At 63.2% G+C, this 23,668-nt stretch carries 22 protein-coding genes; 12 read left to right on the top strand and 10 right to left on the bottom strand.

The window, feature by feature from the left end:
• Window positions 1-4 precede the first annotated feature (4 nt).
• Both O0880_RS01300 and O0880_RS01295 read left to right on the top strand, forming a co-directional pair.
• Window positions 5-1,018 (top strand): alpha/beta fold hydrolase, encoded by a 1,014-nt coding sequence (locus tag O0880_RS01300; RefSeq protein WP_289884645.1) that lies wholly within the window; start codon window positions 5-7, stop codon window positions 1,016-1,018.
• Complete coding sequence (locus O0880_RS01295) at window positions 1,011-1,601, top strand: DUF2946 family protein (RefSeq protein WP_289884644.1); 591 nt, start codon at window positions 1,011-1,013, stop codon at window positions 1,599-1,601. Before O0880_RS01300 ends, O0880_RS01295 begins: the two co-directional genes overlap by 8 nt.
• 3 nt (window positions 1,602-1,604) lie before the next feature.
• Here the strand turns inward: O0880_RS01295 and O0880_RS01290 are convergent, their stop codons facing one another.
• Entirely contained in the window at window positions 1,605-3,191 is a 1,587-nt protein-coding gene (locus O0880_RS01290; RefSeq protein ID WP_289887265.1) for a M48 family metalloprotease, read from the bottom strand.
• A gap of 191 nt (window positions 3,192-3,382) precedes the next feature.
• On the opposite strand from O0880_RS01290, the gene moaC reads away from it, so the two are divergent.
• Window positions 3,383-3,889: a cyclic pyranopterin monophosphate synthase MoaC gene (gene moaC / locus O0880_RS01285; RefSeq protein ID WP_289884642.1), complete on the top strand. Its 507-nt coding sequence runs from the start codon at window positions 3,383-3,385 to the stop codon at window positions 3,887-3,889.
• Between the two features lie 17 nt (window positions 3,890-3,906).
• On the opposite strand, the gene O0880_RS01280 is transcribed toward moaC, so the two are convergent.
• A complete protein-coding gene (locus O0880_RS01280; RefSeq protein ID WP_071321841.1) occupies window positions 3,907-4,284 on the bottom strand; it encodes a DUF6713 family protein in 378 nt (125 codons plus the stop codon).
• A 162-nt stretch (window positions 4,285-4,446) separates the two neighbouring features.
• Between O0880_RS01280 and O0880_RS01275 the strand changes: the two genes are divergently transcribed.
• A complete protein-coding gene (locus O0880_RS01275) occupies window positions 4,447-5,169 on the top strand; it encodes a flagellar brake protein (protein ID WP_289884641.1) in 723 nt (240 codons plus the stop codon).
• 21 nt (window positions 5,170-5,190) lie between these two features.
• Here O0880_RS01275 and O0880_RS01270 read toward each other — a convergent pair whose 3' ends face one another.
• The 6 genes from O0880_RS01270 to recA form a co-directional block, all read right to left on the bottom strand.
• A complete protein-coding gene (locus O0880_RS01270; RefSeq protein ID WP_083411585.1) occupies window positions 5,191-5,655 on the bottom strand; it encodes a prepilin-type N-terminal cleavage/methylation domain-containing protein in 465 nt (154 codons plus the stop codon).
• A 213-nt stretch (window positions 5,656-5,868) separates the two neighbouring features.
• The gene (gene sucD, locus O0880_RS01265) at window positions 5,869-6,750 is read right to left on the bottom strand and encodes a succinate--CoA ligase subunit alpha (RefSeq protein WP_034746085.1); all 882 of its coding nucleotides are present in this window, start codon (window positions 6,748-6,750) and stop codon (window positions 5,869-5,871) included.
• Between the two features lie 13 nt (window positions 6,751-6,763).
• A complete protein-coding gene (gene sucC / locus O0880_RS01260; protein WP_071321838.1) occupies window positions 6,764-7,933 on the bottom strand; it encodes an ADP-forming succinate--CoA ligase subunit beta in 1,170 nt (389 codons plus the stop codon).
• 78 nt (window positions 7,934-8,011) lie between these two features.
• On the bottom strand, window positions 8,012-8,722 hold the full coding sequence (locus tag O0880_RS01255; RefSeq protein ID WP_354669876.1) for a DUF2889 domain-containing protein: 711 nt from the start codon (window positions 8,720-8,722) through the stop codon (window positions 8,012-8,014).
• Window positions 8,723-9,127: 405 nt separating this feature from the next.
• Window positions 9,128-9,583, bottom strand: a complete 456-nt coding sequence (gene recX, locus O0880_RS01250) for a recombination regulator RecX (RefSeq protein WP_071321837.1) — start codon at window positions 9,581-9,583, stop codon at window positions 9,128-9,130.
• Window positions 9,584-9,848: 265 nt separating this feature from the next.
• Window positions 9,849-10,955: a recombinase RecA gene (recA, locus tag O0880_RS01245; protein WP_289884635.1), complete on the bottom strand. Its 1,107-nt coding sequence runs from the start codon at window positions 10,953-10,955 to the stop codon at window positions 9,849-9,851.
• Between the two features lie 202 nt (window positions 10,956-11,157).
• Between recA and O0880_RS01240 the strand changes: the two genes are divergently transcribed.
• The 5 genes from O0880_RS01240 to O0880_RS01220 all read left to right on the top strand — a co-directional run bounded on the left by O0880_RS01240 (window position 11,158) and on the right by O0880_RS01220 (window position 17,122).
• Window positions 11,158-11,892 (top strand): response regulator transcription factor, encoded by a 735-nt coding sequence (locus O0880_RS01240; RefSeq protein ID WP_071321835.1) that lies wholly within the window; start codon window positions 11,158-11,160, stop codon window positions 11,890-11,892.
• A complete protein-coding gene (locus tag O0880_RS01235; protein WP_289884633.1) occupies window positions 11,889-13,427 on the top strand; it encodes a sensor histidine kinase in 1,539 nt (512 codons plus the stop codon). Before O0880_RS01240 ends, O0880_RS01235 begins: the two co-directional genes overlap by 4 nt.
• Window positions 13,420-13,734 (top strand): DUF4212 domain-containing protein, encoded by a 315-nt coding sequence (locus O0880_RS01230; RefSeq protein WP_289884631.1) that lies wholly within the window; start codon window positions 13,420-13,422, stop codon window positions 13,732-13,734. Before O0880_RS01235 ends, O0880_RS01230 begins: the two co-directional genes overlap by 8 nt.
• Window positions 13,731-15,779: a sodium:solute symporter family protein gene (locus O0880_RS01225; RefSeq protein WP_289884629.1), complete on the top strand. Its 2,049-nt coding sequence runs from the start codon at window positions 13,731-13,733 to the stop codon at window positions 15,777-15,779. Before O0880_RS01230 ends, O0880_RS01225 begins: the two co-directional genes overlap by 4 nt.
• Before the next feature lie 116 nt (window positions 15,780-15,895).
• Window positions 15,896-17,122 carry a 6-phosphofructokinase gene (locus tag O0880_RS01220; protein WP_071321831.1) on the top strand — a complete coding sequence of 409 codons (1,227 nt, stop codon included), beginning with the start codon at window positions 15,896-15,898 and terminating at the stop codon, window positions 17,120-17,122.
• Here the strand turns inward: O0880_RS01220 and O0880_RS01215 are convergent.
• Window positions 17,119-17,952, bottom strand: coding sequence for an IclR family transcriptional regulator (locus tag O0880_RS01215; protein ID WP_083411584.1), 834 nt, complete (start codon window positions 17,950-17,952; stop codon window positions 17,119-17,121). The genes O0880_RS01220 and O0880_RS01215 overlap by 4 nt on opposite strands.
• 163 nt (window positions 17,953-18,115) lie before the next feature.
• On the opposite strand from O0880_RS01215, the gene O0880_RS01210 reads away from it, so the two are divergent.
• Both O0880_RS01210 and O0880_RS01205 read left to right on the top strand, forming a co-directional pair.
• Entirely contained in the window at window positions 18,116-19,732 is a 1,617-nt protein-coding gene (locus tag O0880_RS01210; protein ID WP_289884624.1) for a choline dehydrogenase, read from the top strand.
• A gap of 167 nt (window positions 19,733-19,899) precedes the next feature.
• Window positions 19,900-21,222, top strand: a complete 1,323-nt coding sequence (locus tag O0880_RS01205) for an MFS transporter (RefSeq protein ID WP_071321829.1) — start codon at window positions 19,900-19,902, stop codon at window positions 21,220-21,222.
• A gap of 65 nt (window positions 21,223-21,287) precedes the next feature.
• Here the strand turns inward: O0880_RS01205 and purM are convergent, their stop codons facing one another.
• Window positions 21,288-22,331 carry a phosphoribosylformylglycinamidine cyclo-ligase gene (purM, locus tag O0880_RS01200; protein ID WP_034788683.1) on the bottom strand — a complete coding sequence of 348 codons (1,044 nt, stop codon included), beginning with the start codon at window positions 22,329-22,331 and terminating at the stop codon, window positions 21,288-21,290.
• Between the two features lie 189 nt (window positions 22,332-22,520).
• On the opposite strand from purM, the gene O0880_RS01195 reads away from it, so the two are divergent.
• A complete protein-coding gene (locus O0880_RS01195) occupies window positions 22,521-23,603 on the top strand; it encodes an AI-2E family transporter (RefSeq protein ID WP_071321828.1) in 1,083 nt (360 codons plus the stop codon).
• Window positions 23,604-23,668 lie beyond the last annotated feature (65 nt).

Genomic DNA, 23,668 nt, shown 5'->3' with positions numbered 1-23,668 from the left:
AACGATGACTTACACCGCCCCATTCTGGTTGCCCAGCGGCCACTTGCAAACGATTTATCCGGCCCTGTGCATCAGCAAGCCTGCCGTGCCCTTCCGCCGCGAACGCTGGCAGGCGCCCGATGGCGATTTCGTCGACGTCGACCTGGTCGATGGCCAGCCGGGCCAGCCCTTCGTCGTGCTGTTCCATGGCCTGGAAGGCTCCTCCGGCAGCCATTACGCGCGCGCCATGATGGCCGAAGTGGCCGCGCGCGGCTGGTCGGGCGCCGTGCCGCATTTTCGCGGCTGCTCGGGCGAAGCAAACCTGGCGCCGCGCTTTTACCATTCCGGCGACGCGCAGGAAGTGGACTGGGTCTTGCGCGCACTGCGACCGCGCGCCAGCGGCAAGTTTTATGCGGCCGGCGTCTCGCTGGGCGGCAACGCCCTGCTGTGCTGGCTGGGCCAGTCGCAGCACCAGGCGGACTTCGTCGACGCGGCCGCGGCCGTGTCCGCCCCGCTGGACCTGGCGCAGGGCGGCAAGGCCCTGTCCGCGGGCCTCAACCGGCTCTACACGCGCATGTTCCTGAACACCCTGAAACCCAAATGCCTGGCCAAGCTCGAGCAGTTTCCCGGCCTGTTCCCACGCGACGCCATGCTGGCCGCGCGCGACCTGCACGCGTTCGACAATGTCGTCACGGCGCCGCTGCACGGCTACCGCGACGCCGACGATTACTGGCACCGCGCCAGCGCGAAACACGTCTTGCAGGACATCACCGTGCCGACCCTCGTGCTCAACGCGCAGAACGACCCCTTCCTGCCCGGGCGCTTCCTGCCTGCCAGCGCCGCGCCCACGGTCACGCTCGACTATCCGCGCCATGGCGGCCACGTGGGCTTTGCCGTCGGGAAATTGCCTGGCAGCATAGACTGGTTGCCGCAGCGCCTGCTGTCCTTTTTTGAAGGCGGCAGCGCGGCGCCGTCTTCGCCGCAAAACTGTCACGCTGAGGGCTTGCGCACTTCAACAGAAAACGCCTTACATGGATGATCTCGTCAAGCAGGCCCTGGCCAAATGGCCGAACGTACCCCACTGCTACGGCTGGCTGGGGCTGGACGCGCGCGGCAACTGGCGCATGCGCGACCAGCATGCGCAGCAACAGCAACTACCGGGCGACAAGATCGCCCACCCAGCGCTGCTGGGGTTTATCAACCGCAATTACGACCATGACGAGCGCGGCTGCTGGTTTTTCCAGAACGGTCCGCAGCGCGTCTACCTGAACCTGGAAGCGACGCCCTACATCGCCCGCAGCGATCCGCAGCATGGTTTTGTCTTGCAGACGGGCGCGCCGCTGGCGGCCATCGATGCGGCCTGGCTGTGCGACAACGGCGCCCTGATCCTGCGCCATGGCGCCATCGTGGCGCAGGTGGATGACCGCGACATGGCGCAGGTGCTGCCCGCGCTGCGCCTCGATGGCCAGGCGCTCGGCGACGACGCCCTGCTGGCCTGGCTGGAAGGGGGACAAGGCAAGCTGACCTTGTTACATGATGGCAAGGAGATTGCCGTGCAGCCGCTGGCGCATGCCGCCGTGCCGCAGAGCTTCGGCTTCCAGCGCGCGCCGCAAGCAGCATAGGGGTTAGCCCTTCTGCTCCTTCAGCTGTTCGCGGCGTTTTTCCTGCAATTCCCGCTCGCGCGCATCGATCACGGCCTGGTCATAAAAGGTCGCGTCGGTGGACTTGCGGGCAATCGTCAGCTGGTCCAGCGCGGCCATGGTGGCACCCTGCAGCACATAGGATTCGGCCAGCGCCATGTGCTGCAAGGTCATCTTGCCCTGGTCCGCATACACTTTCGCCAGCAAATCGTACAGTTCCGGCTCTTCCTTGTAGAGTTGCACCTGGTCGCGCAGGTACAGGGTCGCCTGCTCCAGCTTGCCGGCGGCCATCAGCGCTTCCGCATACTGGCGCGCGATGCCGCGCGAGAGGGGAAACTGCTGGCGCGCCGCGTCCGCCGCCTTCAAGGCCTGTTGCGCCACCTCCTTCTTTTGCGCCGGCATCAGCAGCACTTCCAGCCCCATCGCCGCCAGCAGCGAATTGGGGCCCTGCGTGCCGCCCGAGGTAAACACATTCGGCCCGACCGGCTGATGCAGGGCCGCATTGGCCGCATCGAGTTCCTTCTGCGCCTCGGCGGGCTTACCTTGCTTGACAGCCACATAGGACAAGCCATAGTGGGCGGCCGTCACCTGGAAGCGGCTTTGCTGCTCCAGCTGTGTCTTGAAGACGGCCCGGGCATTCAACAGGCCTTGCACGCTTTCATCCTGCAGCACGCGGGCACGCGCGCGCGCCAGGTGGAAATTCAGGCTGTCCGGACGCTGCTTGTAGGGCTGCTCGCGGATGCGCGCCTGGATGTCGGCGATGCGCTCGGTGGTCAGGGGATGCGTCTGCAGGTAGGCGGGCATCAGGTCGCTGTACGAGCGGCTGGCCGCCTGCATGCGGCCAAAGAAGGCCACCATGCCGGTGGTGTCGAAACCGGCCTCGCCCATGATCTGGAAACCGATGCGGTCCGCCTCGCGTTCGGCGTCGCGGCCGAAATTGAGCTGGCGCTGGATGGCCAGGCCTTGGCCGGCGGCAAACACGCCCATGGCCACGTCGCCGCCCGCGCGCGACGCCAGCGCCGCCAGCAGCATGGCCGCCAGCGGCATCAGGGCATCCTGGCGCTGCTGCCCCAGCATGCGCGCGATATGGCGCTGCGCCACGTGGCCGATCTCGTGCGACAGCACGGACGCCAGTTCCGCTTCCGTTTGCGCGGCCAGCAGCAGGGCCGAGTGCACGCCGATGAAACCGCCGGGCAAGGCGAACGCGTTCAATTGCGGATCGCGCACGGCAAAGAAGAAATAATCGTAATTCGTTTCGCCGCGCACGCTGGGCCGCGCCGCCACGAGGGCGTTGCCGAAGGTATTCAGGTATTCCAGCAGCGGGGCGTCGTCGAGGTAATCGCGGTCGCCGCGAACGCCGCGCATGATTTCCTCGCCGATCTTGCGCTCCATCGCCGGCGACAGGTCTTCGCGCGAGGTGTCGCCCAGGTTCGGCAGATTCGGCGCGGGCGGCACGGCCGACGGCGTCCAGCCGCTGGCCGGCTTGGCAGCGGTGCTGGCGGCTGGCGCCGAGGTATAGGTTTGCGCCAGCGCACAGGGCGCAGCCAGCCATAACGCGGCCAGCACGGACATGCGCCATGGCTGGCGCCGCAATGCCGCGCCGGCGTTTTCAAGTACGGACTGGAGGGTAGTTTTTGAATTCACGGGTGATATCATACCTTGTTCGCGGCGCCGTTTCCGCGCGACAGGCATGCGATATGCTTGTGGCACGGATTTCCCTTACGACATGCCGCGCCCCCATTTCCTGACCCACTTTTGACGCCATGACAACAGCAGACAAGCAAGCCCCCTCCGGGGAACTGACCCATTTCGACGCCACGGGCCAGGCCCATATGGTCGACGTGGGCAGCAAGGAAGACACGCGCCGCAGCGCCGTGGCGGCCGGCACCATCCGCATGCAGCCGGCGACACTGGCATTGATCATCTCCGGCAACGCCAAGAAGGGCGACGTGCTGGGCATCGCCCGCATCGCCGCCATCATGGGCGCCAAGCGCACCAGCGACCTGATTCCCCTGTGCCACCCGCTGGCGCTCACGCGCGTGACGGTCGACTTTGACATCGACGCCGCCGCCAACAGCGTGCACTGCCGCGCCCAGGTCGACACGACGGGCAAGACGGGCGTGGAAATGGAAGCGCTGACCTCCGTGCAGATCGGCTTGCTGACGATTTACGACATGTGCAAGGCCGTCGACCGCGGCATGGTCATGACCAATGTGCGCGTGCTGGAAAAGCATGGCGGCAAGTCGGGCGACTGGCACGCCGAGGTCTAGGGCGCAGCGCCACCGCTTCAGGCGGGCACTGGCGGCGCCGCCTTGAGGCGGCGCAAGTCGCACAGCAGCCACACGGCGCTGCCCAGGCACAGCACGAGGATGGCGATCGACAGCGGCAGGTGGAATTGCTCCAGCCCCGCCAGCGCAAAGCCGGCGTGGATCAGGAATGTGCCCACGCCCAGCGCGGCGCACACCGCCGCATAGCGCCGTGCCTGCATGGTGCCCAGCAACACGTGGCGGTAACCGGCCAGCACCAGGGCAATCGCCGCCAGGTTGAATACCAGGAAACCCTGTATGCCGCCCGGCACATGAAACATTTCCCATTCGCGCCAATACGCCGCATCGACCTGATGCAGGATCAGCAACAACATCGTCCAGAAATAGCTGCGTGCCATAAGATTTACATTCGTCAATATTGACGCAATTGTAAAGCTTGCGGCGCGTGCCGGCACGCCGTCGCGTATTTTTTGCAGCCCATCCCGATTTTATTGATGTAAATGCTTTTTCATCAAGAAATCATGCATACTGCTATTCGACAACATTGAGACGAGTAGCGCATGACAAGCAACAAGCCCGCCGCGGAAAGCAAGCTCCAGGACTTCGAATTCGAAGCCATGAATCTGCAGGTGGGCGGGCGCATCCAGTTCATCACGCACCGCACCATCAAGCCCATCCAGCATTTCTCGACCGTGATCGGCTATGTGAAGGATGAGTATCTGATCGTCAAGATTCCGCAGGAAAACGGCGCCGCCATCATGCTCAACGAGGGCGACAAGCTGACCATCCGCGTGTTTTCCGGCGTTACCGTGTGTTCGTTTTCCTGCAGCGTGCTGCGCATCTTTGGCCGCCCCCTCAATTATGTCCACCTGAGCTTTCCCGACACCATCCAGGGCACGAGCCTGCGCACGGCGATGCGCGTCAAGGTGGAGATACCCGCGCAGCTCAGCTACCGCGATGTGGCGGCCGTGCCCGTGTTCATCGTCAACCTCAGCGTTTCCGGTGCGCTGATCGAGGCGCCCAGCATGCTCACGCCCGACGACGACGGCGTTGCCCTGAGCTTTACCCTGCTGGTGCAGCCGAACAAGCACCAGATGCGCGTCAACACGCGCGCGCGCATCCAGAACGTCAGCGTCGGCAAGCCGTCGCATGGCCAGGCGGCCGACACGCCCGAAATCTATACGTATGGCGTGCAATTCATCGACCTGGAACCGACCCATTACACGCTGCTGCAAAACCTCACCTACGAAGCGCTGATCGCGGACCGGCAAAAAATCGTCTGACGGCGGCCAGGCAGTCGGCGCTCACAGCGTTGCCGCCGGCGGCGGCGGATTGTTCTTCAGGATGGCCTCGATTGCCGCCCCATTCGTCACCGTGGTGCTGTTCATCCACGTCAGGCTGCTGCTGCCCGGCGTCAAGGTCATTTTCACGATCTTGCCACCCACGCCATTGCCCAGATCGCCCGCCAGGGTCAGCTCGATATCGCCCGTCGTGACCTTGGCGCTGGCCACTTCGCGCGTCGGCGTGAATAGCGGGATGACGCCGGGCACGTTGGCGGCGGGCGTGCTGCAGATGGCTGCCGCGCCGCCATTTTCCTGCACGCACAGGGCCACGGCCGTCTTCAACGGAGCGGCAGCGGCCAGCACGTTGCTGACCTTGGCCCGCATCGTGTAGTCGCCATACTGGGGAATGGCCACGGCCGCCAGGATGCCGGCGATGGCCACGACGATCATCAGTTCTATCAGGGTAAATCCGCTTTGCGCGCGCATCGTTTCCTCCCTTGTGCAGATGCTCATGTCCTGCACGGTGCAAGCACCATGCCAGCGGCGCGCATGGGGAGGAAGGGATGGGAAAGCAAGAAAAACGACGCATTTGGGCGCCATCGGGCGCTTTTCGTCCCTCGGCGCCACGATCCGCCGTAGCGCACAGACAAAAAAAAGGAGCCGAAGCTCCTTTTTTGTACTGCGGCGACCAGGCTGGAATTACAGCATGGCTTTCAGCAGACGCGCCATTTCCGACGGGTTCTTGGTCACGGTGATGCCGCAAGCTTCCATGATTTCCAGCTTGGCTTGTGCCGTATCGGCACCGCCCGAGATCAGCGCGCCGGCGTGGCCCATGCGCTTGCCTGGAGGAGCGGTCACGCCAGCGATGAAGCCAACGACCGGTTTTTTCATGTTGTCTTTGATCCAATAAGCCGCGTTGGCTTCATCCGGACCGCCGATTTCGCCGATCATGATGACCGCGTCGGTATCTGGATCGTCATTGAACATCTTCATGATGTCGATGTGCTTCAGACCGTTGATCGGGTCGCCGCCGATGCCGACTGCCGACGATTGGCCCAGGCCCAGTGCGGTCAGCTGACCCACTGCTTCATAGGTCAACGTGCCCGAACGCGACACCACGCCGATACGGCCCTTCTTGTGGATGTGGCCTGGCATGATGCCGATCTTGATTTCGTCTGGCGTGATCAAGCCTGGGCAGTTAGGGCCCAGCAGCAAGGTTTTGCTGTTGGCTTTAGCCATGCGGTCTTTCAGGGCCATCATGTCACGGACAGGAATGCCTTCGGTGATGCAAATGGCCAGATCCATTTCAGCTTCGACAGCTTCCCAGATCGCCGCTGCCGCGCCTGCTGGCGGTACGTAGATCACGGAAACGTTGGCGCCGGTTTCTTTTTTCGCTTCGGTGACGTTAGCGAAAATAGGAATGCCTTCGAAGTCTTCGCCGGCTTTCTTCGGGTTCACGCCTGCCACGAAGGCAGCTTTGCCGTTCGCGTAGTCGCGGCAACCGCGGGTGTGGAACTGGCCGGTCTTGCCGGTGATCCCTTGGGTAACGACTTTGGTATCTTTATTGATCAGAATGGACATGTTGATTCCTTAATTAAGCTTGACCGGCAGCAGCGGCAACGACGCTCTTGGCTGCATCTTCCATGGTGTCGGCTGCGATGATAGGCAGACCGGAATCGGCCAGCATCTTCTTGCCCAGGTCTTCGTTGGTGCCCTTCATGCGCACGACCAGCGGTACGTTCAGCGAAACGGCTTTCACCGCGGCGATGACGCCTTCGGCGATCACGTCGCAACGCATGATGCCGCCGAAAATGTTCACCAGGATAGCTTTCAGGCCTGGGTTTTTCAGCATGATCTTGAACGCTTCGGTCACTTTTTCTGCCGTGGCGCCGCCGCCGACGTCCAGGAAGTTGGCTGGCTCGCCGCCGAACAGCTTGATGGTGTCCATGGTGGCCATGGCCAGGCCGGCGCCGTTCACCAGGCAACCGATGTTGCCGTCGAGCGAGATGTAGGCCAGGTCGAATTTCGACGCTTCGATTTCAGCTGGATCTTCTTCGTCCAGATCGCGCAGGGCGACGATTTCCGGATGACGGAACAGGGCGTTCGGGTCAAAGTTGAACTTGGCGTCGAGGGCGATGACTTTGCCGCTGCCGGTGACGATCAGCGGGTTGATTTCGGCCAGCGAGCAATCGGTTTCCCAGTACGCTTTGTACAGGCCTTGCAGGTTGACGCGGGCGTCGGCGATGGAACCGGCAGGCACGCCGATCTTGGCGGCGATGTCGTCTGCCTGGGCATCGGTCAGGCCTACGCCCGGATCGATGGTGACGTGGTGGATCTTCTCAGGGTGGCTCTCGGCCACTTCTTCGATGTCCATGCCGCCTTCGGACGAAGCCATCAGGACGATTTTCTGGGTGACGCGATCGGTGACCAGCGAAACGTACAGTTCTTGTTTGATGTCGGCGCCTTCTTCCACCAGCAGGCGGTTGACTTTCTGGCCTTCGGCGCTGGTCTGGTGCGTGATCAGCTGCATGCCCATGATCTGGTCGGCGTATTCCTTGACCTGTTCGATCGATTTTGCCACTTTCACGCCGCCGCCCTTGCCGCGGCCACCTGCGTGGATCTGCGCCTTGACGACCCATACCGGACCGCCCAGGGTTTCCGCAGCCTTGACGGCTTCGTCGACGGACATGCACGGAATACCGCGTGGTACCGTCACTCCGTGCTGCCGGAGGATTTCTTTGGCTTGATACTCATGGATTTTCATGCTGGCTTCCCTTCTGATACTGATTTGTAAAAATACGGTTAGTGGTGCAAAAAAAACAGGAAAAACAGAGCGCCGGGGTCACGCCTTGGCTACCCAGCGCGGGTAATACTGTGCAACTGCCCCGCCATCGGTGCGCAGGGCGTGGCATTTGTCGAGTTGAAACGGCTTTTCATGCGACAAGTCAGCATTCGCACCGTCACGGGTCGACCAGACATCGCCGGCAAATGCCTGAACCGTTGCAGTCGGCAAGACTTGCGCCAGTTCGGTCAAATGGGTACAGCCGGCGATTCCCGCCAGGCGCTGTTTCAAGTCGCGGCGGAAATTCTTCAATAGATTCAGACCGATCAGCGCCCTGTAGGCGGGGCCGATGGTATCGCAAAAACCGGGATACGGCACGGCATCGGAGGCAGCTTCGGCCTCGACAATGGTCAGTTCGCGATCGACGGTAATGCGTAAATGGAGGTCATGCAGGGGAGCGCCGGCGGGACGGGGGCCGGAGGCCAGGGTCGCGTCATAGCTTTTGATATCGGTGATACGGGCGTCAATATCCCACAGGCCGTCGTCGCGCAGATACGCTTGGACGTCGATAACGCGGGAGTGCCGTAGGGCGCGCCGGGATACGGGAGTTGACAGGGGCATAAGACCGATGCCGCTTGCGCGGCCAAAATTTAGTAAGCAGCCATGTGCATAAAGCACGCCGTTCGCAGCTTCTACGAACAGCAACCGCACCTGCGGCGCCGCAAAAACCCTAAAAGTGTAGCACACTGGACGCCGGTTGCGCCGCAACATAATTTTTCATTGCTTTGATAAAAACATTTCAAAGCATAAAGAATTCACATGGAAATTGACGCTGTTATCACGCATGGTGATGATAGATATGGCCCGATCTCGCCATGCGCCGCGCCAAACTGGCCCATCGCCCCGGCAGGCGGCTGGGCTGGCCCGACGAACGATGCGCAGTGCAACAATACGCCGCCATCCGACCAGCGGATGAGCAAGGCAAACGGCATTAGCAGGAAGATAATGATACGCGGCGGCACCGGCCCGCCAGCGCCGGCACGGACAGGACCGTGACTGTTGCAGATGGAACACAGCCGAGACCGGCCCGCCGGCCAGCATACGAGCAGCGGCCCGGAGCGGGGTGGCGACGCAGCAAGGTGCGGTGCGCGTACCGTGCGAACCACGCCGGTTCGGCTAGTCGTCCTCGGGCTCCAGGCCTTTCAAGGCCACCTGCACGGCGCGCTGGGAAAAACCGCGCTGCATCAGGAAGCGCATCTGCTTGCTGCGCTGCTCGGCATCCTGCGCCACTACACCAAACTTGCGGCGCCACACCTCGCAGGCACGCGCCACCTCGCCTTCGGCCAGCCCGGCCTTGAGCTCTTGCAGCGCCTCGCCGCCGATGCCATGGCTTTGCAGCTCGGCCATGATGCGGCTGTTGCCAAAGCGCGCCGAGCGGCGATGGATCAGCGATTCGGAAAAACGTTCCTGCGACAGCCAGTTGGCCTGCTCCAGGCTGTCGAGCAAGGCTTCCACATCGTCGCCTTCCTGCGCATGGCGCTGCAGCTTGCGCCGCAATTCCATGCGGCTGTGTTCACGCATCGACAGGAAGCGTAGCGCCCTGCCCTTCAGGCTCAACTGTACCGCTGCCATCATTCCACCCTATCGTCCATCACATCAACACCACAGATATATCGTCAAACATACCGCCAAAATACAAATGCCGCCTGGCGCACGGGCGCGAGGCGGCATTCATTGTAGATCTTTTGCCCGGCAAGCTGCGGCGCAAGGGGCCGCCATCCTGCCGCGGCAGGACCAGCCCGGAAGCGGCCCCTGCCGCAGCAACTGGCCTGCCAGCCAATTTTCCTGCTGAGTTGCCGGCTAAATTGCCTGCTGAGTTGCCTGCTAAGTTGCCTGTTTACTCGGCCGCTTTCGCTTCCGCAGCCTTGGCCGCCTTGTCGGCGACTTTATCCGCTTTTTCCGGCTTTTCAGCGGCCAGCGGCGGCAGTTCACGCACGCCCAGCGAAGCGCGGACCTTGTTTTCGATCTCGCGTGCCAGTGCCGGACGCTCTTGCAGGAAGGCGCGGGCGTTGTCCTTGCCCTGGCCGATGCGTTCGCCGTTATAGCTGTACCACGAACCGGATTTTTCCACGATCTTGGCATCCGAGCCCAGGTCGAGGATTTCGCCTTCGCGCGAGGTGCCGGCGCCGTACAGGATGTCGAAGTGCGCTTCCTTGAATGGCGGCGCGATCTTGTTCTTGACGACCTTGACCTTGGTTTCGTTGCCGATCACTTCATCGCCGGACTTGATCGAGCCGGTACGGCGGATGTCCAGGCGCACGGAAGCGTAGAATTTCAACGCATTGCCGCCGGTGGTCGTTTCCGGGCTGCCGAACATCACACCGATCTTCATGCGGATCTGGTTGATGAAGATGACCAGGGTGTTCGTGCGGTTGATGGAACCGGTCAATTTACGCAGCGCTTGCGACATCAGACGCGCTTGCAGGCCCGGCAGGGAATCGCCCATGTCGCCTTCGATCTCGGCGCGTGGCGTCAGTGCGGCCACGGAGTCGATGACCACCAGGTCGACGCTGCCCGAGCGCACGAGGGCGTCGCAGATTTCCAGCGCCTGCTCGCCCGTGTCCGGTTGCGAGATCAGCAATTCATGCAGATTTACACCCAGTTTTTGCGCATAGCCGACGTCAAGCGCGTGCTCGGCATCGATAAAGGCGCAGGTGCCGCCCAGTTTTTGCATTTCTGCAATGGTTTGCAGGGTCAAGGTGGTTTTACCCGACGATTCCGGACCGTAGATTTCCACCACGCGGCCGCGCGGCAAGCCGCCGACGCCCAGCGCGATATCCAGGCCGAGCGAACCGGTCGACACGACTTGCACTTCTTCGATCGGTGCGCTGGCATCCATGCGCATGACCGAACCTTTGCCAAACTGCTTCTCGATCTGCGCCAGTGCGGCGGCGAGCGCCTTGGCTTTTTCCGATGCGGGTACTACAGCTTTTTTATCGTCCATATGTTCTTTCAGCCTGGGTGAGCGCGTGGGTTAAATTCGTTACAGACACTACTGTATAAAAAAACAGTGATCAATGCAAGCGGAACGTGGATTTGTTTTGAAACAGATCAATACAAGCCTTGTTTTTCACAAAAACTCGCCACCTTGCGGAAAATGAAACACAATACAAGCTTCTACCGTCGCAAGCCGAGGAAGCCTGACCATGCGTATTTTACTTGCCGAAGATGACAGCGTGCTGGCTGACGGGCTGACCCGTTCGCTGCGCCAGTCCGGCTATGCCATCGACTACGTGAAGAACGGACAGGAAGCCGATACGGCCCTGTCCACCCAGGAATTCGACTTGCTGATCCTCGACCTCGGCTTGCCGAAGATGTCGGGACTGGAAGTGCTGCGCCGCCTGCGCGCGCGCGCTTCGCTGCTGCCCGTGCTGATCCTGACGGCCGCCGATTCGATCGAGCAACGTGTGAACGGCCTCGACCTGGGCGCCGACGATTATATGGCCAAGCCGTTCGCCCTGTCGGAACTGGAGGCAAGAGTGCGCGCCCTGACCCGGCGCGGCGCGGGCGGCGGCGCCACCATCATCAAGCACGGTCCGCTCAGCTATGACCAGGTGGGACGCAGCGCCTACATCAACGACCAGATGCTCGACCTGTCGGCGCGCGAACTGGGCTTGCTGGAAATCCTGCTGGGCCGCACGGGCCGTCTCGTTTCCAAAGAGCAGCTGGTCGACCACCTGTGCGAATGGGGAGAAGAGGTGTCGAACAACGCCATCGAAGTGTATGTGCACCGGCTGCGCAAGAAGATCGAGGTGGGCGGCGTGCGCATCGCCACCGTGCGCGGCCTCGGCTATTGCCTGGAAAAATATTCGGAAGCGGCGCGCCTGCAAGCCGAAGCGGGCGAGGCGGCCGCCCCTGCCAGCGGTCCCGCCACCAAGTGAAGGCCCGCGAGGCGCCCGCGGACGAGGCGGCGGACGACGACTGGTTCGAGCCGCCCACCACGGAACAGGATGACACCATCGAGCATTCGCTGTTCGGCGAAATCCTCGACTGGATGCTGGCGCCCCTGCTGCTGCTGTGGCCGATGAGCATCGCCATCACCTATCTGGTGGCCAAGAGCATCGCGAATCAACCGTTCGACCATGCACTGGAAGACAGCGTCACCGTGCTGACGCAGCAGGTCAAGCAGGCCGATGGCGCCATGCTGCGCCGCCAGCCGGACAAGAACGCCAGCAACACGGGCCGCGACTTCCTGCGCGGCGACGATGTCGACACCCTGTATTACCTGGTACTGGGCGAGCGCGGCGAATACCTCGACGGCGACCGCGACTTGCCGCCGCCGCAGGACCCCGACAAATACCGCAGCGGCACCGTGCTGTTTCGCAATGACACCATCCATGGCACGCCCGTGCGCGTGGCCTTCAGCTATCTCGACATGCCGGCCAGCACCGACGACGAACCGCGCCGCGCCCTGGTGCAAGTGGCCGAAACCCTGGAAAAGCGGGCGCAGCTGGCAAATGAAATCATCAAGGGCGTGATCTTGCCGCAGTTCATCATCCTGCCCGTGATCCTGGCCCTGGTCTGGTTTGCCCTGGCGCGCGGCCTGTCGCCGCTGGCGCAGTTGCAGGAACGCATACGCGCGCGGCCGCCGGACGATTTGTCGCCGATCGAATCGGGCCAGGTGCCCGAGGAAATCACGCCACTGGTCGGTTCGCTCAACGACATGCTGGCGCGTCTGTCGCTGTCGATCGACATGCAGAAGCGCTTCATCGCCGACGCGGCGCACCAGATGAAGACGCCGCTGGCCGGCATGCGCATGCAATCCGAGCTGGCCTTGCGCCAGACCGACCACGACGAGATCCACCGCTCGCTGTTGCAGCTGGCCAAAAGTTCGGAGGCGGCCACGCGGCTGGTGAACCAGCTGCTGGCCCTGGCGCGCGCGGAAAACCAGCCGCAGGCGGGCACGGCGTTTGAACCGATCGAACTGAGCGAACTGGCGCGCGGCGTGGTGCAGGACTGGGTGCAAGCCTCGTTTGCCCAGCATATCGACCTGGGCTTCGAGCAGGCAGCGTACCCGATCATAATTTCCGGCAATGCCATCATGCTGCGCGAACTGCTGAGCAACCTGATCGACAACGCCCTGCGCTACACGCCTGCCGGCGGCAGCGTCACGGTGCGCGTGCGCAGCACCCTCGAGCTGGCCATCCTGGAAGTGGAGGATACGGGCCCCGGCATTCCGCCAGCCGAGCGGGCGCACGTGTTCGAACGCTTTTATCGCATTCTCGGCAGCAATGCCGACGGCAGTGGCCTGGGCCTGGCCATCGTGCGCGAAATCGCCCAGCAGCACGGCGCCGAAGTCGACATTTTCAATAATCCGCGTGCGCAGTCGCCCAAGCTGCCGGGCACGCTGTTGCGCCTATGCATAGCCCTGCTGCTGCCGGAAGCGCCCGAAGAGGATGACATCACATATGGATAAGCCGGTTCCCCCTGCCGCGCCGGCGCGGCCGTCGCGCGCGCCCAGTCCCGAGTTGCAGCAGCGCCTCGATGCGCACTGGCTCAGGACGCGGCGCCTGACGGCCGTCTTGCTGCTCATCTGGCTGCTGACAGGCTTTCTGACCGTGTTTTATGCGCGCGAACTGCTGCATCTGAATCTGTTCGGCTGGCCGCTGCCCTTCTATATGGCGGCCCAGGGCGCTTCGCTCGTGTACCTGGCCATCATCGCCGTGTATGCCTGGCGCATGCGCCGCCTGGACCGGGCCTTCCATGCCAGCGAGCAAACATGAGCGGCCAGCGTACCTTCTTTGGCCGGCTGTGCCACTACTACCTGCTGTTTGCCGGCGGCTTCGCCGCCTTCCTGCTGGCCCTGACGGTGCTGGAGCAGGAAGGCATGCCGCGCGTCTGGATCGGCTACCTGTTCATGTTCGCCACCATCAGCCTGTATGCCACCATCGGCGTCATCAGCCGCACCTCGAACGTCACGGAATACTATGTGGCGGGGCGCAGGGTGCCGGCCATGTTCAACGGCATGGCGACGGCCGCCGACTGGATCTCGGCCGCCAGCTTCATCAGCCTGGCGGGCGGCCTGTACCTGAATGGCTTCGACGGCCTGGCCTTCATCATGGGCTGGACGGGCGGCTATTGCCTGGTAGCGCTGCTGATCGCGCCCTACCTGCGCAAGTTCGGCCAGTACACGATCCCCGATTTCCTCGCTGCCCGCTACGGCAGCGGCGCGGACGGGCGTGGCGCCGCCGTGCGCGTGGTGGCCGTGGCCGCCACCATCATCGTGTCGTTTACGTATGTGGTGGCGCAAATCTACGCCGTCGGCCTGATCGCCTCGCGCTTCACGGGCGTGGATTTTTCCGTCGGCATCTTCCTGGGCCTGGCCAGCATACTCGTGTGCTCCTTTCTCGGCGGCATGCGCGCCATCACCTGGACGCAGGTGGCGCAATACATCATCATCCTCGTCGCCTTTCTGATTCCCGCCATGTGGCTGTCCGTCAAGCATGCGGACAATCCCGTGCCGCAGATCGCGTATGGCAAGGTGCTGCCACAACTGAGCGCGCGCGAGCACGTGCTGGAGGCCGATCCGAAGGAAAACGAGGTGCGCGCCATCTTCCGCCAGCGCGCCATCAGCTACCAGGCGCGCATCGACGGCTTGCCCGGTTCCTGGGAACAAGGCCACCTGGCCGCCCAGCGCCAGCTCGACAATTTGCGCCAGCGCAATGCCTCACTGTTCGATATCCGCAACGCGGAACGCAGCCTGATCGCCTATCCGAAAAGTCCCGATGAAGCGCGCGCGCTGTGGCAAACGGCGCAAGCGCACAACCAGAAGCGCGCCGAGCCCATCACGCCGCACGCGCTGCCGTTTCCCGCGCCGGACCGCGCGCAATCCGACATCAAGCGCAACAATTTCCTCGCCCTCGTGTTTTGCATGATGCTGGGCACGGCCGCCCTGCCCCATATCCTGATGCGATCGTACACCACGCCCTCCGTGCACGAAACGCGCGTCTCCGTGTTCTGGACCCTGTTCTTCATCTTGTTGATCTATCTCACGATTCCTGCGCTGGCCGTGCTGGTCAAGTACGACATTTACTCGGCGCTGGTGGGCACGCAATACGCGAACCTGCCCACATGGGTATCGTACTGGGCCAACGTGGACAAGCTCAGCCCCCTGATCAGCATCGTCGACGTCAACCGCGACGGCATCGTGCAGCTGGCGGAAATTTCCATCGACGCCGACGTGCTGGTGCTGGCCACGCCCGAGATCGCCGGCCTGCCCTACGTGATATCCGGCCTGGTGGCGGCGGGCGGCCTGGCCGCCGCCCTGTCGACGGCGGACGGCTTGCTGCTGGCCATCTCCAACGCCCTCTCGCACGACATCTATTACAAGGTGGTCGATCCCACCGCATCGACGCAGAAGCGCGTGACGATCTCGAAACTGCTGCTGCTGGCCGTGGCCTTCATCGCCGCCTACGCGGCCTCGCAAAAACCGGCCGACATCCTGTCGCTGGTGGGCGTGGCCTTCTCGCTGGCCGCCTCGACCCTGTTCCCGCCCCTCGTGCTGGGCGTGTTCTGGAAACGCACCACTTACCAGGGTGCGCTGGCCGGCATGCTGGCAGGCTTCGGCGTGTGCCTGTATTACATGCTGCACACGAGCGCCATGCTGGGCGGCAGTGCAGCCGGGCAATGGCTGCATATCGCACCGATTTCCGCCGGCATCTTCGGCGTGCCGGCCGGCCTGGCCGCCGCCATCCTCGTCAGCTGGCTGACGCCGGCGCCGGGACGCCGCAGCACGGGACTGGTCGAGCATATCCGCGCGCCGGAATAACAATGCACCGAGGGCTGGGGGATGCAAAACAATGTCTCAACAGACTTATGGGAAAAGACGGCACAGCCGCAAAAAAGGAGTAGGCTGGAGGGCCGTTCCACTTACGAGGAAATCCCATGCCGTCTGGAAAAATTCTTGTCGCCCAAGGGGGCGGCCCCACCGCCGTCATCAACCAGTCACTGGTGGGCGTGGTGCTCGAATCGCGGCGCTTCCAGCACGTCACGCGCGTGTATGGGGCGCTGCACGGGGTGCGCGGCATCGTCAATGAAGAGTTTGTTGATCTGACGCAAGAAACCAGCCATAACCTGGAACTGGTGGCCGCCACGCCCTCGTCCGCCCTCGGCTCCACGCGCGACAAGCCCGACATCGCCTACTGCCAGCAAATCTTCGAAGTGCTGCGCGCGCACGAGATCGAACACTTCTTTTACATCGGCGGCAACGACTCGTCCGACACGGTGCGCATCGTCAGCGAGGAAGCGCACAAGGCCGGCTACCCGCTGCGCTGCATCCACATTCCCAAGACCATCGACAACGACCTGGTGGGCAGCGACCACACGCCCGGCTTTCCTTCGGCCGCGCGCTTCGTCGCGCAGGCGTTCGCCGGCGCCAACCTCGACAACGCCGCCCTGCCTGGCGTCTACGTGGGCGTGGTGATGGGCCGCCACGCGGGCTTCCTGACAGCCGCCTCGGCGCTGGGCAAGAAGTTCCCCGACGATGGCCCGCACCTGATCTACCTGCCCGAGCGCGTCTTCGTGCTGGAAAACTTCCTCGCCGACGTGAAGGCCGCGTATGCCAAGTACGGGCGCTGCGTGATCGCCGTCTCCGAAGGCATCCACGATGCCTCGGGCGAGCCGATCGCCAGCCTGCTGGCCAAACAGGTGGGCAACGAGGTCGAGCGCGATGCGCACGGCAATGTGCAATTGTCGGGCACGGGCGCGCTGGCCGACCTGCTGTGCGACGAGATCAAGTCCAAGCTCGGCATCAAGCGCGTGCGCGGCGACACCTTCGGCTATTTGCAGCGCTCCTTCATCGGCTGCGTTTCCGACGTCGACCAGCGCGAGGCGCGCGAAGTGGGCGAAAAGGCCGTGCAGTTCGCCATGTGGGGCGAGCGCGACGGTTCCGTCGCCATCAAGCGCACGGGCTTCTATTCCGTCGACTATGCATTGCTGCCCCTGTCGGACGTGGCGGGCAAGACGCGCACCATGGAAGACGAGTTCATCAGCGCCAGCGGCACGGACGTGACCGATGCTTTCAGGCTCTACCTGCGTCCGCTGCTCGGTTCCGGCATGCCGGACGCCTTCCGCCTGCGCGCCGCCAAAGTAGCGAAAGTCTTGAAGCCTTAGTGGCTTTCCGCCAGCAATAGCGGCCGCAGCTTGACGGCGGCCTCCTTGAGCTGCGGCACGTGCTGCATCAACTGTTCCACGGACTTTCTCGCCACGGGCGCGTGGCAGGCGACGGCCGCCACGATGCGCCCGTCGGCAGCGCAGATGGGCACGGCCACGGCCACCATGCCGTGCACGAATTCCTCGTCGTCGATGCCGATGCCCAGGCGGGCGATGCGCACGATCTCGCGCTCGAGCAGCGCGGGATCCGTGATGCTCTTTGGCGTGCGCGCTTCCAGCCGCAGCATGGCCAGCAGCTCGCGCCGCTCCAGCAAGGACATGTGCGCCAGGAACAGCTTGCCGCTGGCCGTGCAATGCATGGGCGCGCGCGTACCGAGCACCAGGTGCAGGCGCAGCGGTTCCTGCGTTTCCACCCTGTCCACATACACGATGGCATTGCCTTCTGGAATGGCGAGGTTGCACGTCTCGCCCGTGGCCGCCACCAGGCTGCCCAGGATGCTGCGGCTGACACGGATCAGGGCATTGTTGCGCAGGGTGGCCAGTGCCAGGTTGGTCGAGGCGGCGCCCGGCACATAGCCGCGTCCCACGGGCGTGCGCAGCACGTAGCCGTGCTGTTCCAGCGTATCGAGCAGGCGCATCATGCTGGCCTTGGGCACCTGCATGCGCGTGGCCAGCTGCGACAGGGTCAGTGGCTGGCTGGCGCTGGCCAGGTGCTCGATCAGGCGCAGCACGCGCAAGCCGCGCGCCTCGTCGCCATGGCTGGCGGCGGCAGCGCCCGCCTGGCCAGCGTCTTCGGTCTCGGCCGACCGTTTTTGAAACGCATCATGCATGTTCTGTTTCACCTCTCGCGTATGCGGGTGTTTCCGCTTGTCTCGGTGTTGCGCGTCTTTTATAAATGGAACCAGATGTTCCAGAAATAATCAATAAAGACCAGTGTATCGCAAAAAACGCCCGCCGAGGCAGCCAGATACCGCAACGCAGGAGACAAGCATCATGTCGCAAACACACTACGATTACATCGTCGTCGGCGCCGGTTCGGCCGGCTGCGTGCTGGCCAACCGCCTGTCGCACGACAGCGGCAACCAGGTATTGCTGCTGGAAGCGGGCGGCAAGGACAACAATCCCTGGATACACGTGCCGGTCGGCTATTTCAAGACCATGCACGATCCCAGGCTGGACTGGTGCTACCGCACGGAAGCGGACGCCGGCATCGCCGGGCGCCAGTTGCAATGGCCGCGCGGCAAGGTACTGGGCGGCTCCAGCTCGCTCAACGGCTTGCTGTATGTACGGGGCCAGAAGGAAGATTACGACCGCTGGGCCGAACTGGGCAACGCCGGCTGGAGCTATGCCGAGGTGCTGCCCTACTTTAAGAAATCGGAAGACCAGGAACGCGGCGCCAGCGACTACCACGGCGTCGGCGGCCCCTTGAAAGTGTCGGACCTGCGCCTGCGCCGTCCCATCGCCGAACACTTCATCGCCGGCGCCACGGAAAGCGGCATCCCCTTCAATGCCGATTACAACGGCGCCACGCAGGAAGGCGTCGGCTACTTCCAGCAGACGGCCAGCAATGGACTGCGCTGGAGCACGGCGAAAGCCTTTTTACGGCCGGCCCGCAAGCGCGCCAACCTGCGCGTGGAAGTGCGCGCGCAAATCACGCGCGTGCTGTTCGAAGGCAGGCGCGCCGTCGGCATCGAATACCGGCAGGATGGCCAGCTGCGCCAGGCGCGCGCCGGCGGCGAAGTGATTTTATGCGCGGGCGCCATCGGTTCGCCGCAAATCCTGCAATGCTCGGGCGTCGGTCCCCGCGCCCTGCTCGAGGAAGTCGGCGTGCCGCTCGTGCACGACTTGCCCGGCGTGGGACAGAACCTGCAAGACCACCTGCAAATCCGCCTCGTCTTCAAGACCCGGTTGAAAACCCTGAACGATGAAGTCAACAGCCTGTGGGGCAAGCTGTGGGTGGGCATGCAGTATGTGTTTTCCCGCTCGGGGCCATTGACCCTGGCGGCCAGCCAGGTGACGGTGTTTACCAAGTCCTCGCCCGAGGTGGAGCGGCCCGACATCCAGTTCCACATGCAGCCGCTGAGCGCCGACAAGCCGGGCGAAGGCGCGCATCCGTTTTCCGCGTTCACCTCGTCCGTGTGCCAGCTGCGACCGCACAGCCGCGGCCACGTGTCGATCAAGTCCGCCGATCCCCTCGCCTATCCGGGCATCTACCCGAATTACCTGTCCGACCCGCGCGACCAGCAGACGGCGATTGCCGCCCTGCGCGTGGCGCGCCGCATCGCCGGGGCGCCGTCGCTGGCGCCGCACATCATTTCCGAGTTCGTGCCCGGCCCGCAATTCGAGACGGACGCGCAGCTGCTGGATGCGGCGCGCCGCTTCAGCCAGTCGATCTACCACCCGAGCGGCACCTGCAAGATGGGCCACGACGCCATGGCGGTCGTCGATGACCGCCTGCGCGTGCACGGCATGCAGGGCTTGCGCGTGGTCGACGCCTCGATCATGCCGGAAATCGTCTCGGGCAATACGAATGCGCCCACCATCATGATCGCCGAAAAAGCCGCCGACATGATCCTGGCGGATGCCGTGCGCCTGCCGCAGGCGGCATAGCGGACGCCCGATCCACTCGCACCCGATTCCCCCCTACCCGAGGAGGATGCCAGCGGCGGGCAGACCGGCCCGCCCCTGTTTGACCAGCCGCCGCGCCAGCAGCGCGGCGGCTGCACCCCAACCATCCAAAAAAAACACATAATCGATATCGATTGGAGACTAGATATATGGACAACAATCCGAAAAAGGCCAAAGAGCTACGGAAAGTCGTGATGGCCAGCGTGATCGGCGCCACCATCGAATGGTATGACTTCTTCCTGTACGGCGTCGTCGCCGGCATCGTGTTCAGCAAGCTGTATTTCCCGGGCGGCGATCCGCTCGTCTCGACCATGCTGGCCTACGGCACCTTCGCCGTGGGCTTCCTGTCGCGCCCCATCGGCGGCGTGATCTTCGGCCACTTCGGCGACAAGATCGGCCGCAAGAGCATGCTGGTGATGACCCTGATGATCATGGGTATCTCCACCTTCCTGATCGGCGTGCTGCCGACCTATGACCACATCGGTTACTGGGCGCCCGCCCTGCTGCTGTTCCTGCGCGTGCTGCAGGGCATCGGCCTCGGTGGCGAATGGGGCGGCGCCGTGCTGATGGCGTATGAATATGCGCCGCCGAAGGAGCGCGGCTTCTATGCCAGCCTGCCGCAGATCGGCCTGGCCATCGGACTGTGCCTCGCTTCCGGCGTTGTGGCGATCCTGTCGTACAGCCTGACGGATGCGCAATTTTTGTCCTGGGGCTGGCGCGTCGCTTTCATCCTGTCGGCCGCCCTCGTCTTCATCGGCATGTGGATACGCCTGAACGTGATGGAAACGCCGGAATTCCAGGCCGTCAAGGAGAAGAACGCGGAAACGCAGATTCCGTTTTTCGACCTGCTGAAACGCTATCCGGGCAACGTCTTGAAGGGCATGGGCGCGCGCTACATCGACGGCGTCTTCTTCAATATCTTCGGCGTGTTTTCCATCACGTATCTCACCAACACCATCAAGATCGCCCGCACGGAGGCGCTGATGGGCGTGATGGCGTCGGCCGTCGTGATGTGCTTCTGCATCCCCTTCTTCGGCCGGCTGTCGGACCGCATCGGCCGCAGCAAGGTGTTTTTCTGGGGTTCATTGATCACGGGCGTGTCGTCGATTCCCGCCTTCTGGATCATGCTCAACCACGCCGACAATCCGCTGCTGCTGTGGTGCTCCGTGATCATCCCGCTCGGCGTGCTGTATTCGGCCGTGTACGGCCCGGAAGCGGCGCTGTTCTGCGACCTGTTCGACGCCAGGGTGCGCTACACGGGCATCTCCTTCGTCTACCAGTTCTCCGGCATCTTCGCCAGCGGCCTGACGCCCATCATCGCCACCTATCTGCTGAAGACGGGCAATGGCGAGCCGTGGCACATCGTCGGCTACATCCTGTTCGCCTCCCTCGTCTCGGCCGTCAGCGTGGCCATGATCGGCAAGGGCGGCGCGCAGCCGGAAGGGGGCATGAAGCCGGCGCACGCAAGGTAAGCTGGCGACAGGCGTAAAAAAAGCAGGCTCTCGAAAGAGGCCTGCTTTTTTATCCAAGCGAAAACTTAGATGACGATCGTCTGGTGCTCGTCACCCACGCGGGCACGGATGGTGCCGATGCGCGAGACGGTTTCGCCGGCCGCCTGCAATTGGGCGATGGCGGCGTCCGCGTTTTCCTGCGAGACGATGACGGTCATGCCGATGCCGCAGTTGAAGACGCGGTGCATCTCGGCGTCAGCCACGCCGCCATGCTGTTGCAGCCACGTGAACAGCGGCGGCATGGTCCATGCCTTCGAATCGAGTTCGGCGACCAGGCCAGGCTGCAGCACGCGCGGGATGTTTTCCACCAGGCCGCCACCGGTGATGTGCACCATGCCTTTGACTTCCATGGCATCCATCAGGGCCAGCAGCGGCTTGACGTAGATGCGCGTCGGCTGCATCAGCACGTCGGCCAGCTTGCGGCCGTGGAAATCGCCTTCCAGGTCCGGTTTCGCCACTTCGATGATCTTGCGCACCAGCGAGTAACCGTTCGAGTGCACGCCCGACGACGCCAGGCCCAGCACCACGTCGCCCGGGGCGATCTTGGTGCCGTCGATGATTTTCGATTTTTCCACGGCGCCGACGGCGAAACCTGCCAGATCGTATTCGCCGGCCGGGTACATGCTCGGCATTTCCGCCGTTTCGCCGCCGATCAGTGCGCAGCCCGCTTGTTCGCAACCCTGGGCGATGCCCTTGATGACGTCGGTGGCAATGGCCACGTCCAGCTTGCCGCAAGCGAAGTAGTCGAGGAAGAACAGCGGCTCGGCGCCTTGCACCAGGATATCGTTGACGCTCATGGCGACCAGGTCGATGCCGACCGTGTCGTGGCGGTTCAGTTCGAACGCCAGGCGCAATTTAGTGCCGACGCCGTCGGTGCCCGAGACCAGGACCGGTTCCTTGTACTTCTTGCTGATTTCAAACATGGCGCCAAAACCGCCCAGGCCGCCCATCACGCCTTCGCGCAGGGTGCGCTTGGCAAACGGCTTGATTGCTTCGACTAAAGCGTCGCCTGCGTCGATATCGACGCCAGCGTCACGGTAGGAAAGGGAAACATTAGAAGTCTGGTTCATGGTGTGGTGGCAGCGGAGGCGGTAAAATAGAAGGCGGATACCCGCCGGCACGCGCGCGCAAGCATGTTTTTCAACATCGTGCGGCAGGCGGCCAGCCGGTGAATTCGGTCGATCAATACGCTATTTTATCAAACTGCCCCCGCAATTTCGTAATTAACTGCCTTTTTTTAACGCAACAGCACAAACCACATGCCATTTCCCATCACCGCAGAACAGAAGCAAACAGCATTTTGGATCGCGGTCTGGCTGGCATTTCTGCTGTTGCTGGTCAGCCTGGGCCCCATCCTGACGCCCTTCCTGGCCGCCGCCATCCTCGCCTACGTGCTCAATCCGGGCGTGGACCGCCTGCAGCGCCTGCATTACAAGCGTTTTTACCTGCCCCGGCCGCTGGCGGTGCTGGTCGTCGTAGTGTTGTTTTTCCTCGCGATCACGGCGCTGGTGCTGATCGTCGTGCCCGTGCTGCAAAAGGAAATCCCGTTGCTGCAGGCGCAGATACCGCAGTTTCTCAGCAAGGCCAACGAGTTCCTCGCGCCGAAGCTGCGCGACCTGGGCATCCGCGTGCGCCTGGACGGCACGGGCATCAAGCGCATGCTGAGCCAGCAGATGGCCACCAGCGGCGATGAAATCTGGAGCACCGTGCTGGCGTCGGCACGCATCGGCGGCACGGCCGTGCTGGGCTGGCTGGCCACCGTCGTGCTGATCCCCGTAGTCTTGTTCTACCTGTTGCTGGACTGGCATCCGATGCTGGCGCGCATCGCCGGCGCCGTGCCGCGCCGCTGGGTCGGCCGCACGGTGGGCATGGCGCAGGAAGTCGACACCCTGCTGGCGCAATACCTGCGCGGCCAGCTGCTGGTGATGCTGGTGCTGGCCACGTATTACTCGGCCGCGCTGGCCATCGCCGGCTTCGAGGTCGCATTGCCTGTAGGCATCATCACGGGCTTGCTGGTCTTCATCCCCTACCTGGGCTTCGGCCTGGGGCTGGCGCTGGCGCTGATCGCCGCCCTGCTGCAGTTTGCCGACTGGAGCGGCGTGATCGCCGTGGCCGTCATCTACGGCTGCGGCCAGGTCATCGAAGGCTTTTTCCTCACGCCGCGCCTGGTGGGCGAGCGCATCGGCTTGAATCCGCTGGCCGTAATTTTCGCCCTGTTGGCGTTTGGGCAATTATTTGGTTTCGTCGGCGTTTTGCTCGCTTTACCCGCTTCTGCCGTGCTGATGGTCGCTTTTAAGCATCTTCGGCGCCACTACCTGTCCAGCAGCTTCTATAATACATAATAAAAGCGGATATTATATCAACCTAGCAATACCACGATGCACATGCAGTAATGAAAAACAGGACA

The sequence above is a fragment of the Janthinobacterium sp. SUN118 genome (assembly GCF_030397695.1).
Lineage (GTDB): Bacteria > Pseudomonadota > Gammaproteobacteria > Burkholderiales > Burkholderiaceae_D > Janthinobacterium.
Note: the sequence above shows the minus strand (reverse complement) of the source record. Positions and strands in the feature narration are given on the sequence as shown.